The organism is Pseudomonas putida (genome assembly GCF_001976065.1).
Classification (GTDB): Bacteria; Pseudomonadota; Gammaproteobacteria; order Pseudomonadales; family Pseudomonadaceae; genus Aquipseudomonas; species Aquipseudomonas serbica.
The window spans coordinates 719,745-732,891 of the sequence record NZ_MNAH01000001.1; the positions used below are offsets into that span (position 1 = coordinate 719,745).

At 61.4% G+C, this 13,147-nt stretch carries 13 protein-coding genes; 2 read left to right on the forward strand and 11 right to left on the reverse strand.

Annotated elements, in window-relative coordinates:
- The 6 genes from BKX96_RS03350 to BKX96_RS03375 form a co-directional block, all read right to left on the reverse strand.
- The gene (locus BKX96_RS03350) at positions 1–1,260 is read right to left on the reverse strand and encodes an SAM-dependent methyltransferase (protein ID WP_077182692.1); all 1,260 of its coding nucleotides are present in this window, start codon (positions 1,258–1,260) and stop codon (positions 1–3) included.
- Positions 1,235–2,047 (reverse strand): DUF1365 domain-containing protein, encoded by an 813-nt coding sequence (locus BKX96_RS03355; RefSeq protein ID WP_077182693.1) that lies wholly within the window; start codon positions 2,045–2,047, stop codon positions 1,235–1,237. Before BKX96_RS03355 ends, BKX96_RS03350 begins: the two co-directional genes overlap by 26 nt.
- Positions 2,044–3,291, reverse strand: coding sequence for an NAD(P)/FAD-dependent oxidoreductase (locus tag BKX96_RS03360; RefSeq protein WP_046815247.1), 1,248 nt, complete (start codon positions 3,289–3,291; stop codon positions 2,044–2,046). Before BKX96_RS03360 ends, BKX96_RS03355 begins: the two co-directional genes overlap by 4 nt.
- A gap of 6 nt (positions 3,292–3,297) precedes the next feature.
- Positions 3,298–4,047: an SDR family NAD(P)-dependent oxidoreductase gene (locus tag BKX96_RS03365; protein WP_077182694.1), complete on the reverse strand. Its 750-nt coding sequence runs from the start codon at positions 4,045–4,047 to the stop codon at positions 3,298–3,300.
- Positions 4,044–4,466 (reverse strand): nuclear transport factor 2 family protein, encoded by a 423-nt coding sequence (locus BKX96_RS03370; protein WP_077182695.1) that lies wholly within the window; start codon positions 4,464–4,466, stop codon positions 4,044–4,046. Before BKX96_RS03370 ends, BKX96_RS03365 begins: the two co-directional genes overlap by 4 nt.
- 124 nt (positions 4,467–4,590) lie before the next feature.
- Positions 4,591–5,037 carry a PAS sensor domain-containing protein gene (locus tag BKX96_RS03375; protein WP_046815250.1) on the reverse strand — a complete coding sequence of 149 codons (447 nt, stop codon included), beginning with the start codon at positions 5,035–5,037 and terminating at the stop codon, positions 4,591–4,593.
- 172 nt (positions 5,038–5,209) lie between these two features.
- On the opposite strand from BKX96_RS03375, the gene BKX96_RS03380 reads away from it, so the two are divergent.
- Positions 5,210–6,115 (forward strand): MerR family transcriptional regulator, encoded by a 906-nt coding sequence (locus tag BKX96_RS03380; RefSeq protein WP_410454519.1) that lies wholly within the window; start codon positions 5,210–5,212, stop codon positions 6,113–6,115.
- A gap of 291 nt (positions 6,116–6,406) precedes the next feature.
- Here BKX96_RS03380 and BKX96_RS03385 read toward each other — a convergent pair whose 3' ends face one another.
- Positions 6,407–7,609: a cation:proton antiporter gene (locus BKX96_RS03385; RefSeq protein ID WP_077182696.1), complete on the reverse strand. Its 1,203-nt coding sequence runs from the start codon at positions 7,607–7,609 to the stop codon at positions 6,407–6,409.
- 294 nt (positions 7,610–7,903) lie between these two features.
- Here BKX96_RS03385 and BKX96_RS03390 point away from each other — a divergent pair, with 294 nt between their 5' ends.
- On the forward strand, positions 7,904–8,602 hold the full coding sequence (locus tag BKX96_RS03390) for a potassium channel family protein (RefSeq protein WP_077182697.1): 699 nt from the start codon (positions 7,904–7,906) through the stop codon (positions 8,600–8,602).
- A gap of 28 nt (positions 8,603–8,630) precedes the next feature.
- Here BKX96_RS03390 and BKX96_RS03395 read toward each other — a convergent pair whose 3' ends face one another.
- The 4 genes from BKX96_RS03395 to BKX96_RS03410 form a co-directional block, all read right to left on the reverse strand.
- Positions 8,631–9,251: a TetR/AcrR family transcriptional regulator gene (locus BKX96_RS03395; protein ID WP_077182698.1), complete on the reverse strand. Its 621-nt coding sequence runs from the start codon at positions 9,249–9,251 to the stop codon at positions 8,631–8,633.
- Between the two features lie 80 nt (positions 9,252–9,331).
- Positions 9,332–10,753 (reverse strand): purine-cytosine permease family protein, encoded by a 1,422-nt coding sequence (locus BKX96_RS03400; RefSeq protein WP_046815255.1) that lies wholly within the window; start codon positions 10,751–10,753, stop codon positions 9,332–9,334.
- A 93-nt stretch (positions 10,754–10,846) separates the two neighbouring features.
- Entirely contained in the window at positions 10,847–11,989 is a 1,143-nt protein-coding gene (locus BKX96_RS03405) for an acyl-CoA dehydrogenase family protein (protein WP_046815256.1), read from the reverse strand.
- Positions 11,979–13,145 carry a CaiB/BaiF CoA transferase family protein gene (locus BKX96_RS03410; RefSeq protein WP_077182699.1) on the reverse strand — a complete coding sequence of 389 codons (1,167 nt, stop codon included), beginning with the start codon at positions 13,143–13,145 and terminating at the stop codon, positions 11,979–11,981. The genes BKX96_RS03405 and BKX96_RS03410 overlap by 11 nt, the downstream gene beginning before the upstream one ends.
- Positions 13,146–13,147 lie beyond the last annotated feature (2 nt).

The following is a 13,147-nucleotide window of genomic DNA, read 5'->3' on the forward strand; positions in this document are numbered from 1 at the left end:
TCAGGCACCCGGTAGCGATGCGCGGCGTGCGGCCGGGGCTGCCCAGAGCAGTTGCGCGACGCCGATGGCACGCTCCTCGAAACCGCCCTGGCAGTAACACAGGTAGAACTCCCAGAGGCGCTGGAAGGTGTCGTCATAGCCCAGCTCGACCAGGGCGCTGCGCGACTGACGCAAGTTGTCGCGCCAGTGCTGCAGGGTCCGCGCATAGTCCAGGCCGAAGTCCTCCATGTGCACCAGGTTCAACGCGGTATGCCGACTGGCGGTCTGCAGCATGACGTTCAAGGAGGGCAGGGCACCGCCGGGAAAGATGTGGCGCTGGATGAAATCCACCGACCGCTGGGCCTGTTCATAGCGCTGGTCGCGGATGGTGATGGCCTGCAGCAGCATCAAGCCGTCATCCTTGAGCAGTGACGCGCAGCGGCGGAAGTAAACCGGCAGATAACGGTGCCCGACCGCCTCGATCATCTCGATCGAGACCAGCTTGTCGAAGCGTCCGCCCAGGTCGCGGTAGTCCTCGCGCAGGACGGTAATGCGCTCTTGCAGGCCAAGATCGCGGACGCGTTGCAGGGTATGGGCGTACTGCGCCTCGGACAACGTGGTGGTGGTCACCCGGCAACCGTGGCGCGTGGCGGCATGGATCGCCAGGCTTCCCCATCCGGTACCGATCTCGAGCAGATGATCGTCGGGGCGCAGCGCGAGTTTTTCGCAGATTCGCTCAAGCTTGTTCAGTTGGCCTTGCTCCAGGCTCTGCTCCTGACTGTCGAACATGGCTGCCGAGTACATCATGGTCGGGTCCAGCAGCCGCTCGAACAAGGCATTGCCCAGATCGTAATGGGCGAGAATGTTGCGCCGCGCGCCGCGCCTGTTATTGCGATTGAGCCAATGCAGCAGGCGCAGGACCGGACGGCCCAGGCGCGCCAACCCGCCTTCAAGGGCGTCGAGTACCTCCAGGTTGGCGACGAAGAGGCGGGTGACCGCGGCCAGGTCCGGGGTACGCCAGTAACCGTGGATGTACGCTTCGCCGGCCCCGATCGAGCCGTTGGTAGCCACCATGCCCCAGGCGGCCTCGTCGAAGATCTCGACCTCGGCGTGCAGGGCGCTGCCGACATCGCCAAACAGCCACTCCTGGCCCTGGCAGATCAGGCGCAGACGGCCTTGGCGCAGGTTGCGAAGCTGAGTGAGCACGGCGCTTCTGGCCAGGCCGCCGAATAACGGCGCCAGGCTAAAGGATTTGCTAACGCTCAGGGTTGGATCGGACATGCTCGGGCTCCTCGTGGACGTGATGGCCAAGGTCTTGGTTGCTCTGACTGGACGTGTGGGCGTAGAGCGGGGTGCGCTTGAGCAGCAGGCGCATTGCCTGCCAGTAAATGGCGCCGAGGGTGCGCAGGCTCATCCAGGGGAAGGCCAGTACGTGGCGGCGCAGTGCGGCGGCATCCAGCGGCTGCCGGCGCAGGGCCAGGTCGGCCTCGAAGACTTTTTGCCCTTCGCGGCGGTTTTCCATGTGGATGCGCACGTGCGCGCCATCGCTGTGGAAGCGCATGTGGTACTGCATGTCCATCGGCATGAACGGCGAGACATGGAATGCCTTGGTGACCGAAAAGTGCCAGGGCTGACCGGGCAGCACAGGCAACACGTAGTGGAAGCGCTCACGCCAGGGCGTGTTACGCACCTCCAGTACAATCGCCGCCAGGAGGTCATCGCTGTCGTGGCAAAAATAGAAGCTGACCGGATTGAACGAGATTCCCCAGCTGCGCGGCTGGGTCAGCAAATGAATGGCGCCGCACGGCGCCTGGCCCAGGGCCTTGGCCACCACTTCGCGCACCGCGTCCTTCAAGGGCATGCCGCGACGCGTCCAGGCTGGCAGGTAATCGGTTTCTCGCCAGCACAACGGCGCCAGGCGAGAAGCGCCGAGCAGCGGGGACAGGCCCAGCAGCAGGTCCTGTTCGTCCAGGTCCAGGTAAAGCATGGCGCTGCGATAGCGGAATCCGTGGAACCGCGGTGCCAAACGCCGGTGGCTGACCCAACCGTAGCAAAGGCTGCTGTTCACAGGCGCTCCCCGAACCTTTGGGCGACGTCCAGTGCGCTGACCACGCCATCCTCATGGAAGCCATTTGCCCAGTAGGCACCGCAGAAGTAGCTGTGCCGGTTTCCCTGAAGCTCCCCCTGGCGCGCCTGTGCCGCCATGGCGGCAAGGCTGTATTGTGGATGCGCATAATTGAAGCGTGCCAGCACCTGCGACGGGTCCACGCAATTGGCCTGATTGAGGCTTATGCAGAAGGTTACCGGGGCGTCGAGGCCTTGCAGAATGTTCATGTTGTAGGTCACGGCCGCCGGGGCATCGGCCGGTCCGCCGAGGCGATAGTTCCAACTGGCCCAGGCCTTGCGTCGGTTGGGCAGCAGGCGGGTGTCGGTGTGCAGCAAAACTTCATTGGCGGCATAGACGAGGGCGCCCAGCACCTCGTGCTCAGTGGTTGTCGGTTGCTCAAGTAGCGCCAAGGCCTGGTCGCTATGGCAGGCGAACACCACCTTGTCGAAGCGCTCCTGGCCCGCGGCGCTGGTGATCACCACGCCGGTGTCGTCCCGGCGCACGCTCATCACCGGGCAATTGAGCCGAATACGCTCGCTGAAGGTCTTGCACAACGGCTCCACATAGCTGCGCGAGCCACCCTCGATCACTCGCCATTGTGGCCGCTGGCTGATCGAGAGCAGGCCATGGTTACGAAAGAAGCGGACGAAGAAGTGCAGCGGGAAGTGCAGCATGTCGGCCCTTGAGACCGACCAGATGGCCGAGCCCATGGGCACGATGTAGTGATGGATGAAACGCTCCCCGTAGCCTCGCGTGTGCAGGTAATCACCCAGACTCATGCCGGGCTCGATGCGCTGGCCGTCAAGGTCGGCCACCGCCTGGCGGTTGAAGCGCAGGATATCGCGCAACATTCCCCAGAAGCCCGGCGACAGCAGATTGCCGCGCTGGGCGAAGAGGGTGTCGAGGTTATTGCCGTTGTATTCCAGGCCGCTGCGCGGATCGTTGACGGAAAAGCTCATCTCGGTGGGGCGCGAGACGACGCCCAGGCGATCCAGCAAGCGAATGAAGTTGGGGTAGGTCCAGTCGTTGAAGACGATGAAACCTGTGTCCACGGCATAACGCTGGCCGTGCCATTCGATGTCGACCGTATGGGTGTGACCGCCGATCCAGTCCGCCGCTTCGAACACGGTGACCTCATTGCGACGGGACAGCAGATAGGCACAGGTCAGCCCAGAGATCCCGCTACCGATGATGGCGATACGCATATGACGCTATTCCTTTTCGTTTCGCGCCAGTCGACGGCCCAGGGCCAGGCGCCAACGCGCTGGCAGGGCGCCAAGCAAGCGCAGGACAAGAATGAAGAAGCGTGGAAAGTTGATCTCCAACGGTCGTCGCGACAGGCGCGCGACGACATGCCGCGCGGCGCGGTCGGCCGTCCAGAGTTGTGGCATGGCAAAGCCGTTGCGCCGGGTCAGGGGGGTGTCGATGAACCCCGGGCTGACCAGCGTTACATCGATGCCTTCGGCGTATAGATCCAGGCGCAGGGATTCAACGAGATAACGCAGGGCCGCCTTGGACGCGCCATAGGCGCCAGCCCGCGGCAGCGCCAGCCAGGTCACCGAGCTGCCGATCACGACCAGGTGGGGTCTTTGCCCGCGGCGCAGCAGTGGCAGGGCCGCCTGCAGGCAATAACTGACCCCCAGCAGGTTAGTGCGCATCACACGCTCGACGGTCTCGGCCTCGAACCTGCCCGGCACCAGGTATTCGCAGGTGCCGGCGTTCAGGATCACCAGGTCCAGTGCGCCCCACGCATGCTCGATGTTCTCGCCGATCGCCGCGACCTGCCGTGGGTCAGTGACATCGCCGGTAGCGAGCAGGGCCTCAGGGTAGCGCAGCACCAGCGGCATCAGAGCTTCGGCCCGCCGTCCACCCAAGGCCACCGAATGGCCTTGCTCCAGCAGTTGTTCCGCCAGGGCGGCACCGAGGCCGCTAGAGGCCCCTGTCAGCCAGCAGCGGCTCATGCGAGCCTTCCCTTGATCCAGCCGATCACGCCGCCGACAACCGGTACGTGCTCGTAGAGCAGGGCGCCGGCATCGAAGTAGTCGTGGTGCAGGTAGACATGAGTCGCCCAGCGCAGGTGGCTGCAGCCTTGCAGGCTGATCGGCTGTCCGCGGGAAAGGCGCGGATGACGGAAATGCAGGATCCAGCGCAGATAACCGTGGCCGGGGGCGATTTCATCCACGTCAAGGAAGTCGTAGCGGATATCCTGGACGTTGGTGTACAGCTTTTCAAAGTAGCTACGCAGTGCCGGCAAGCCATCCCGCTGATGCAAGGGATCACGAAATTGAACGTCGTTGCTGTAGAGCTCGCCCAGTCGATCCAGGGAGTCGAGGTTCAGCGTTGCGAACGTTTCAGCGAAATGGCGGAGATATGCAGACATGGCAGGCTCCAGGCAAAATTGTACAATTCGAAAAAACTGTACAGGTTTATCTGAAGCCTACGGGGAAAATTGTACAAGTCAATATTCTTGTACACTTTTTCTATCGGTTTAGCGCTATTCGTCGTTAGCCATCGAGCCTTGCCAGCTGGCGGCGCAGCTCGGCCACCTCGGTCTCAAGTGACTCGATTCTTTCCAGGGCGGCCATCTTGTCGCTGACGTCGTGCTGTATGCCGATGTAGTAGGTCAGCTGGTCGGCATCGTTGTACACGGGAGTGATCGACAACTCGTTCCAGAACGGGCTGCCATCCTTGCGATAGTTGCGCAGCACCTGGCGGCAAGGCTGGCCCAGGCGGATGGCCTCGCGGATGGCCTCGAGGCTGGCCTGGTCATGATCGTCTCCCTGCAGGAACCGGCAATCCTGGTAGAGAATTTCGTCGGCACTGTAGCCGGTCAGGCGCTCGAAGGCAGGGTTGACATAGATGAGGATGCTGTCATTGCCTTCCTGCTCGGCCACGACGATGCCGTCATTGGAGGCTTCGACCATCAGTTGCAGGAGTTTGGCGTCAATCATGGTCCGGTCTCGCGGTGGTTCGTGGGTGTGCCCCACAGCGTAGTCGTCAGCGGCAGCCATGCCTAGATGGCAGGGCAGGGAGCCAGCATCGATTGCTGCTGGTTAAAAAGGGTCATGGCTGGTTTAGAATGCCGACACACTCAGGACGCAACGACCTTCAATGACCGAACCCATCGAATCTGCCTCCGACGACGTCTTGCTCCCCATGCGGGAAGTCGCCAGCCTGACCGGCGTCAACCCGATCACCCTGCGGGCGTGGGAGCGCCGCCACGGGCTGATCCGACCCGTGCGCACGGTGGGAGGGCATCGCCTGTATTCGCAACAGGACATCGAACATATCCGTAGCATCATGCTCTGGACCAGCCGTGGCCTGCCGATCAGCAAGATAGGCGCTTTGCTCGCCCGCCAGCAGGACACGCCCGGTATCGCTGCATCAGGTTCGACCGAAGCGCCCCTGGTCCAGTGGCAAGAGGCGGTTCATCGTGCCACGCAGGCGTTTGATGGCGCGGAGCTGGAGCGCCTTCACGGGCAGCTGTTCACGATCTACCCGAAGGCTACGGTGTTGGAGGCTATTGTGCTGCCGGTGTGGCGCAGCCTGGCATCCGGCAACGCTTTCGGCCGACGCAGCCAGTGGTTGTACCTGGACGCCTTCTTGCGTGCGCGGATGTTACTGCGACTGCAGATGAACCCGGGCAATGGTGCTTGCGTACTGCTGGCAGACGGCTCGGGCCATGCCCACGAACTGGAGTTGCTGTGCGCCGGTTTGTTGATGAGCAATGACCAGCTGCGCATCGAGGTGCTGGGCACGGGCCAGCCCTTGGAAGAACTGCCGTTGCTGTGTAAAGCGATACAACCCGCCGCGCTGGTGCTGTGGGTCCAGGCGCCACTGCAGGCAGATGCGCTCAAGCGACTGCGTGCCCTGCAAATGGGCGTTACGTGCCCGGTGGCGTTGGCCGGCGACGCCGCTGCCGCTTCGTCGGCAGGGTTGCGTGGTTCTTCCATTGCCATTTTGGGCAATGACCACGCAAGTATCCTGCCCAGACTGGAAGCCCTGGTAAGGGGCACACTGCAAATTTGAGGCCAGTCGTTTTCCGTTAAGGAGGCTTGTCTGAAACTGCATTGCAAACCTCGGCCAGTTCCTGCCAAGGGTTGGATAGAGCGCCTGACTTGGAACACTGGGGAATGTGAGGGAATTTGAGTTCTCTGTCTGACTCGGACTGCTCTGCCCTGCAGTTCCTGCAGACGATCCTCGTTTGCGAAAGAATCCAGTTTCCGTGCCATGCAACGAGTTTCTCGGAAGGTGTCATGGCCATAAAACCTCTACAAGTTCTGTACAGATTTTACTGCGCTGTAGAGGTTTTATCTATCTTCAATCGGCTTTGTCCGCTGTTCGACGGGCCAGCCGTGAGACCCATGGATTGGCACTCAAGCCATGTAACAACACGCTGAGCAAAACGGTGCAGACGGCGGCAGCGACCAGAGTGCGACTGGCCTGGAGAGGGTAGTCCAATATCATCACTGCGAAGACGATGCTCGCCAGGCCGCGCGGGCCGAACCAGCCGATGAACAGGCGGGTTTCAAAATCGAAACGGGTCCCCGCCAGGCTGATGAGCACAGGCAGAATGCGAATCACCGTCAGGCTGAGCACGGCATAAAGCCAGATGTCCAGGGTGATACTGCTCCAGGCCCTGGGGATCACCAGGGCACCGAATACGACCCAGGTAACGACCGATAGCAGGCTGGCGAACTCTTCGCTGGCCTTGAGCAGCTGATGTTTTTGTTCGGTAAACAGATAACTGGCGAGCAAACCACCGACGAATGCGGCGATAAACCCGCTTCCACCCATTGCTTGCGCTGTGGCAAAACAAAGAATCGCCAACCCGGGCAGTGTCAGTTGTGACCACATGGGAGCTTGCCAGGCGTGTTTTGCCGAGTAGCGCTGCAACAGCCATGCAACCAGCGTAAGCGCGACACCGACGACTGCACCGATGCCCAGCTCCTCGATCACCAACTCCACTGCCAGCGAGAGGGGAGACTGTGTCTGCTCTTCGACCAGCAGGGCCAGGAACATCAGCAGCACCGGAACGCAGATACCATCATTCAACCCGCTTTCGACGTTCAATCCTTCACGTACGGATGCGGCTACCTTGGGATTGCTCACCACGGCCTTGCCCAACGCAGCATCGGTGGGCGCCAGGAGGGTCGCCAGTATTGCCAGTTCCACCGGGGGTACCTGTGGCAACAGCCAGAGGCCGACCAGCCACCCACTGAGCATGGTCAGGGGAAGCCCTATCATCAACAAGCGCACCGGCAATCCTTCGTGCGCTCTTAGAACCTTGAGGTCGGCGTTGGCCGCATCGCTGAAGAGAACAATCGCCAATGTCAATTCTGCCAGGATCCTGAGGCCGTCCTTGTCAATCCGGGGTTGCAGAATGCCCAGTAACGCCGGGCCGAGAATCAGGCCGGCAAGCATGAACATCAGGGGGCCATTGAGCAGGCGAGATTCCAGGCGTCCGGCAAAAATGCTGTAGGTCAGGAGGAAAGCGGCAAGCAGGGCTAGGTTCTGGTACATCGATGACCTGCTTGTCCAGGTTGATGCTACGGCAATGGAGTCATTGCCAACTGGCACAATGCTCGAAACACAGAAAAGTCAGGTCATTGGTGCTGTACATCTGTTGAATACCGTACTTCTCTTCACGTTGTTACCAAATTGTAGACTTGGTCCCTGGGCAGGAAGATTTTTATTCGGTCTCCCTGTCTTGGGCCTGCCGTGCAGCGTTGACACATGACCTTGAAACGCTAAAAGGCAGACTCGACCACCGACTGGAAAATACGCTTTGGGCCGTTACTTCCCTGGGAAACCGGTATGAAAAATCCGCAAGATAAAGCCGAATCCGAAGCGGATCTGGCCCAGCTGGTAATCGGGCATGGGCCCTGCACTTATCTGATGTTGCTGTTATTGGGATTGATTCTGCTGTTTCCCTTTCTTGAGGAAGGCATCCTGGCGCGCACGCTACTCGGCATCGTGTTTTCAATCGTGCTGTTCGTGGGCGCTTTCGCCGCCAGGCAGACTCGGCGAGGGGTGATCATCAAGCTGGGCTTGGCGTTGCTTGGGGTGGGCCTTCTATGGGCAGCGTTGTGGACTGAAAGTATCAGGATTCTCAATCTGGCCGGGATCGTTTATACGGCATCTCTTACCGTCTCGTTTAGCGGAGTGCTTCGCTACGTTCTCAAGCGCGGGCCGATAACTGCCGACAAGCTGCATGGTGCGCTTGCCGGTTACATCATGCTGGCTTTCGTCTGGTCCTTCGTCTACGCCCTGGTCGAGATACAGAGCGCGGGCTCATTCGGTCCTGGTCGCCTCGACTTCCTACAGCCCGGTAGCTTCTTCAAACTGATGTATTTCAGCTTCACGACACTCACCACCACCGGTTACGGCGATGTTCTCCCATTGACCAACCACGCCCGTTCGCTTGTGATGGTCGAAGAGTTTTCCGGGGTTTTTTACGTTGGCGTTGTGATTGCGCGGCTTGCCGGTCTTTATCCGTCCTATCAGGCGAAGTGACTGTCGAGTTGCCTGGCTCGGGTGCGATTCAAAACCTCGCCTCTCGAGCATTTTCCCTGCCGCTGGCGATAATGCGCATGACGCAACCCGTGAGCAGTTCTGTCAGGTGCTGCTGCGTAATCTCCACTTCGTTCCATTGCAATTGGCCATAGAGCATGCCCATCACTGCATGAGTGATCAGCCAGGTCTGGGGATCTGGCTTGCCCGTCAGCTGGTATTGCTCGGTGATGATTTCGTTCAGCAGCGCGCTGTGCGCACGCTTCAACTTGTCGGCGTGGAGCTTGTGTTCCTCGTCGAGGTTAACGAACTCGCGGGTCACCAGTATCAATCGGTACTTCTCGTGCAAGGTAAAGCTGACGAAGGCCTGGACAAAACGACGTACCCGTTCGGCAGGGGTCCTGGCACCCTTCATGCGGCGCTTGGTCGTGACCAGCAGGTCTGACAAGGCGGACTCGATGAGCTCGAACAACAAACACTGTTTATTTTCGATGTGGTGGTAAAGCGACCCGGCTTGCAAACCTACGTGACCTGCCAGATCACGCAGGCCAATGGCCTGGAAGCCGCGTGTTGCGAAGAGCTCGACTGCAGCGTGAACGAGCCGGTCGCGAGCGTTGAGTGGCGATATGACGGATGCATTGACGGCAAGCATGGCGTTCCCCTCAAGGAAAAAATCGATCGATCGGTTTCGTGTACAGGGCGGCCCGGGCGAGCAGCCCTGTCTTGAGTGGATCAAAGGGTCTCTTGCGGAAGAATCAGTCGCGAAGGAATGCGTTGCCGCGAACCTCGCGCCACCCAGTAATAAACGACGGCGGGAACGGTCAGGCCGATCAGCCATGAGATATCGGTGCCACCCAGGGTTTCGACCAAGGGACCGGTGTAGAAACTGGTGGCAATGAACGGCATCTGAATCAGCACCCCAAGGGTGTAGACCGCAATACCGGGCAGGTTCCAGCGCCCATAGCGGCCATCTGGATCGGACAGGGCGGGTATGTCGTAGCGCTCTTTGGTCACCAGATAGAAGTCCACCAGGTTGATGGCGCTCCAGGGGGTGAAAAACGCCAGCAGGAACAGGATGAAGGCGGAGAAGTCATGCAGGAACGAGTGCCGCCCCATCAATGCCAGTGCCGTCGCCAGTCCGACCATGATCAGGATGTAGACCGAGCGCAGGGTCCTGGAGATTTCCTGATTGCCGCGGAAACCGCTGACGATGGTTGCCAGGGACATGAAGCTGCCGTAGGCGTTGAGGGTGGTGATGGTGACCTTGCCGAACACGATGCTGAAGAACAGCAGCGACGCGACAAACCCGCTCGCACCCAGGCCTACGATGTAGGACACCTCATGGCCGGCGAACTGATCGCCCGCCAGTGCCGCGACGAACACGCCGAAGATCATCGAGATCTGTGTGCCAATCACCGATCCCAGGCCAACGGCGAGAAAGGTTTTCATGGCTGACGTGGTGCGCGGCAGGTAGCGCGAATAGTCTGCGACGTAGGGGCCGAAGGCGATTTGCCAGGAGGCCGACAGCGAGATGGCCAACAGGAAACTGCTCAGGGAAAAATGCCGGTTGGCCAACAGTTCGCCGATGTCATGGGCCGACAGCAACCGATAGAACAGGTAGAAGAACGACACCACGCCAATCAGGCTCGACAACCGCCCGATCAAGTGGATGGTCCGATAACCGAGCACGGTCAACACCACGATCATCGCCGCGAATATCAGGATGCCGCTGGCATCGCTGACGTTCATCAGTTGGCTGATGGCCTGGCCGGCGAGCACCGAGCCGCTGGCGGAAAACCCCACGTACATCAGGCAGGCCAGCACGATGGGGATGACGGCGCCATAGACGCCGAACTGCACGCGACTGGAGATCATCTGGGGCAGGCCCAGTTGCGGGCCCTGGGCCGCATGCAGGGCCATGATCGCGCCGCCCAGCAGTTGCCCGACCAGCAGGCCGATCAACGACCAGAACACGTCGCCACCGAGCACCACGGCCAGGGCCCCGGTGACGATCGCGGTGACTTGCAGGTTGGCGCCAAACCATAGCGTGAACTGACTGAGCAGCCGGCCGTGGCGCTCTGATTCTGGGATGTAATCGATGGATCGCCGTTCTATATACGTCTTGCGCTGCGCACTTTCTTTGGAGGCGGACATGGCGGTTCCTCTCGGGTGTCGTGGGATACGACAGCCTTCTCGGGTTGGGATATCAAGGGCGGGGCCTGGGATCAGGCCCCGGTTCTCGCTCTGTTAACGCTGGGCGTCGAGCACGCTTCGCGAAATGATGATCTTCTGCACTTCCGAGGTGCCCTCGAAAATCCGCAGGATGCGTGCGTCGCGAACGTAGCGCTCCAGCGGCAGGTCGCGAATGTAGCCATAGCCACCGTGCAACTGCAGCGCGGCATCGGTGACGAAGCCGGCGCATTCGGCGGCAAACAGCTTGGCGGTGGCCGATTCCAGGCTGAAGCGTTCACCGCTGTCGCGGCGCGCGGCGGCTTTCCAGGTGAGCATGCGTGCGGCTTCCAGTTGCGTGTGCATATCGGCCAGGCGCCATTGCGTGCCTTGATAGGCCGCCAGCGGCTTGGGCCCGATCTGCCGTTCGCGGACCCAGCCAAGGCTTGCCTGCAGTGCCGCATTGGCAACCCCCAGGGACATCGCCGCCACTTCGACACGACCGCGATCGAGCACTGCCATGGCCGTGTTGAAGCCGGCGCCTTCGCTGCCGAGCAGTGCCGAGGCGGGCAGCCAGCAGTCCAGGGACAGCTCATAGATCGTACTGCCGCGCAGGCCCATGGTTTTTTCCGGGCTGGAAAAACTGATGCCCTCGGTGCCTTGGGGGATCATGAAAGCGCTGATGCCCTTGTGCCCGGCCTCGGCGTCGGTCTTGGCATAGAGCACGATGAATCCGGCTTCGCGGGCGTTGGTGATGTAGTGCTTGCTGCCGCGAATTCTCCAGCCACCGTCTTGCGGTTGCGCCCGGCAGCGCATGTCGGCCGGGTTGGAGCCCGCTGCCGGTTCGGTCAGGGCGAACGCGCCGAGCAACTCGCCGCTGGCGGCGCGCGGCAACCATTCCTGCTTTTGCGCTTCGGTGCCGCCGATCAGAATCGAGTCGGTCGCGAGGAAGTGCGCGGTCAAGGCTGACGCAGTGGAGGCGCAAGCGCCTGCTACCGCCTCAACCACTCGGCTCATGGCCAGGCTGCCAATCCCCAGGCCGCCATATTCCTCAGGCAAGTTGATGCCCATGCCACCCAACGCTGCCAAGGCTTGCAGGCTTTCGGCACAGAAGGTTTCGGTTTCGTCGTAATGCTGGGCGCGGGGCTGGATCACCTCGCGGGCCAGTTTTTCGGCGGATTCGATAACGGCCAGTTCGACCTGATCCAGTTCAAAGTTCATGGCAAAGCTCCTGTTTGTTCATGCCGAAGGCCGCGTTGTCGGCGCCCAGGCGTGGGGCGAGGGTGACGGCGTGAGGTTTGTGGCCATTGAAGAAAACCGGTTGCGGCACCAGGGGTTGTGGTGCGCCCTCGGGCCGGATCAGCAGTTGACGCACGTGCGCCTGTTCACTGTCGGCGGCCTGGGCGAGGTTCCACACCGGGGAGGACGGCACGCCGGCATCGAGCAGAATGTCGCAGGCCTGCTCGACGCTCAGTTGGCGCGTCCAGTGTTCGATCTGCGCGCGCAACGCCGGCTCGTTCAACGTCCGTTGCGGGTCCTCGGCGAAGCGTGGGTCGGTGGCCAGTCCAGGCTTGCCCATGCACTCGCACAGGCGCTGGAACAGCTTGTCGCTCGCCACTGCGATGACCACCTGGCCGTCGGCCGCGGTGTAGGTGTCGAAGGGGGTCGAGACCGGATGGCGGTTGCCGACAAGGCCAGGGGCAACGCCGTGGGCGAAGAGACTGGACAGCCCGGTCATTTGCAGGCTGAACAACACATCGAACATGGCGACGTCGATGAATTGCGCGCCCGGGGCGTGCCGCTCGCGGGCGAACAGCGCAGAGCTGATCGCCCAGGCGGCATAGACACCGGCACACAGGTCGCCGATGGACTCGCCGCTGCGCGTCGGCCCTGTCTCGGTAAAACCGGTGACACTCATCAGCCCGGACATCGCTTGCGCGACAATGTCATAGGCGGGCCTGGTGGACAGGGGGCCGTGCTGGCCAAAGCCGGAAATGCTCGCGTAGATCAGCTTGGGGTTGTATTGCTTGAGGGTATCGAAGTCGATGCCCAGGCGACGGGTCACGCCGGGGCGGAAGTTCTCCACGACGACGTCGGCGTCACGCACCAACTCATACAGGCGGGCCAGGTCCGGGGCCGACTTGAAGTCCATTTCGACACTGCGCTTGCCGCGATTGATCAGGCCGAAATAAACGCTTTCGCCATCCTTGAACGGGCCCAGGTGGCGGCTGTCATCACCGTGCCCCGGCACTTCGAACTTGATGACGTCGGCGCCGAGGTCCGCCAGCATGGCGGTGCAGTGGGGGCCGGCCAGTACGCGGCTCAGGTCCAGTACGCGAACGCCCTTTAGTTGTTGGGTAAACGGGGTGCTGCTCATGG

What these genes read in the sequence shown, in the direction of transcription:
- BKX96_RS03350 (WP_077182692.1), bottom strand. Translation starts at nt 1,260, where the DNA reads ATGTCCGATCCAACCCTGAGCGTTAGCAAATCCTTTAGCCTGGCGCCG.
- BKX96_RS03360 (WP_046815247.1), bottom strand. Translation starts at nt 3,291, where the DNA reads ATGCGTATCGCCATCATCGGTAGCGGGATCTCTGGGCTGACCTGTGCC.
- BKX96_RS03365 (WP_077182694.1), bottom strand. Translation starts at nt 4,047, where the DNA reads ATGAGCCGCTGCTGGCTGACAGGGGCCTCTAGCGGCCTCGGTGCCGCC.
- BKX96_RS03370 (WP_077182695.1), bottom strand. Translation starts at nt 4,466, where the DNA reads ATGTCTGCATATCTCCGCCATTTCGCTGAAACGTTCGCAACGCTGAAC.
- BKX96_RS03375 (WP_046815250.1), bottom strand. Translation starts at nt 5,037, where the DNA reads ATGATTGACGCCAAACTCCTGCAACTGATGGTCGAAGCCTCCAATGAC.
- BKX96_RS03385 (WP_077182696.1), bottom strand. Translation starts at nt 7,609, where the DNA reads ATGTACCAGAACCTAGCCCTGCTTGCCGCTTTCCTCCTGACCTACAGC.
- BKX96_RS03390 (WP_077182697.1), top strand. Translation starts at nt 7,904, where the DNA reads ATGAAAAATCCGCAAGATAAAGCCGAATCCGAAGCGGATCTGGCCCAG.
- BKX96_RS03395 (WP_077182698.1), bottom strand. Translation starts at nt 9,251, where the DNA reads ATGCTTGCCGTCAATGCATCCGTCATATCGCCACTCAACGCTCGCGAC.
- BKX96_RS03400 (WP_046815255.1), bottom strand. Translation starts at nt 10,753, where the DNA reads ATGTCCGCCTCCAAAGAAAGTGCGCAGCGCAAGACGTATATAGAACGG.
- BKX96_RS03405 (WP_046815256.1), bottom strand. Translation starts at nt 11,989, where the DNA reads ATGAACTTTGAACTGGATCAGGTCGAACTGGCCGTTATCGAATCCGCC.
- BKX96_RS03410 (WP_077182699.1), bottom strand. Translation starts at nt 13,145, where the DNA reads ATGAGCAGCACCCCGTTTACCCAACAACTAAAGGGCGTTCGCGTACTG.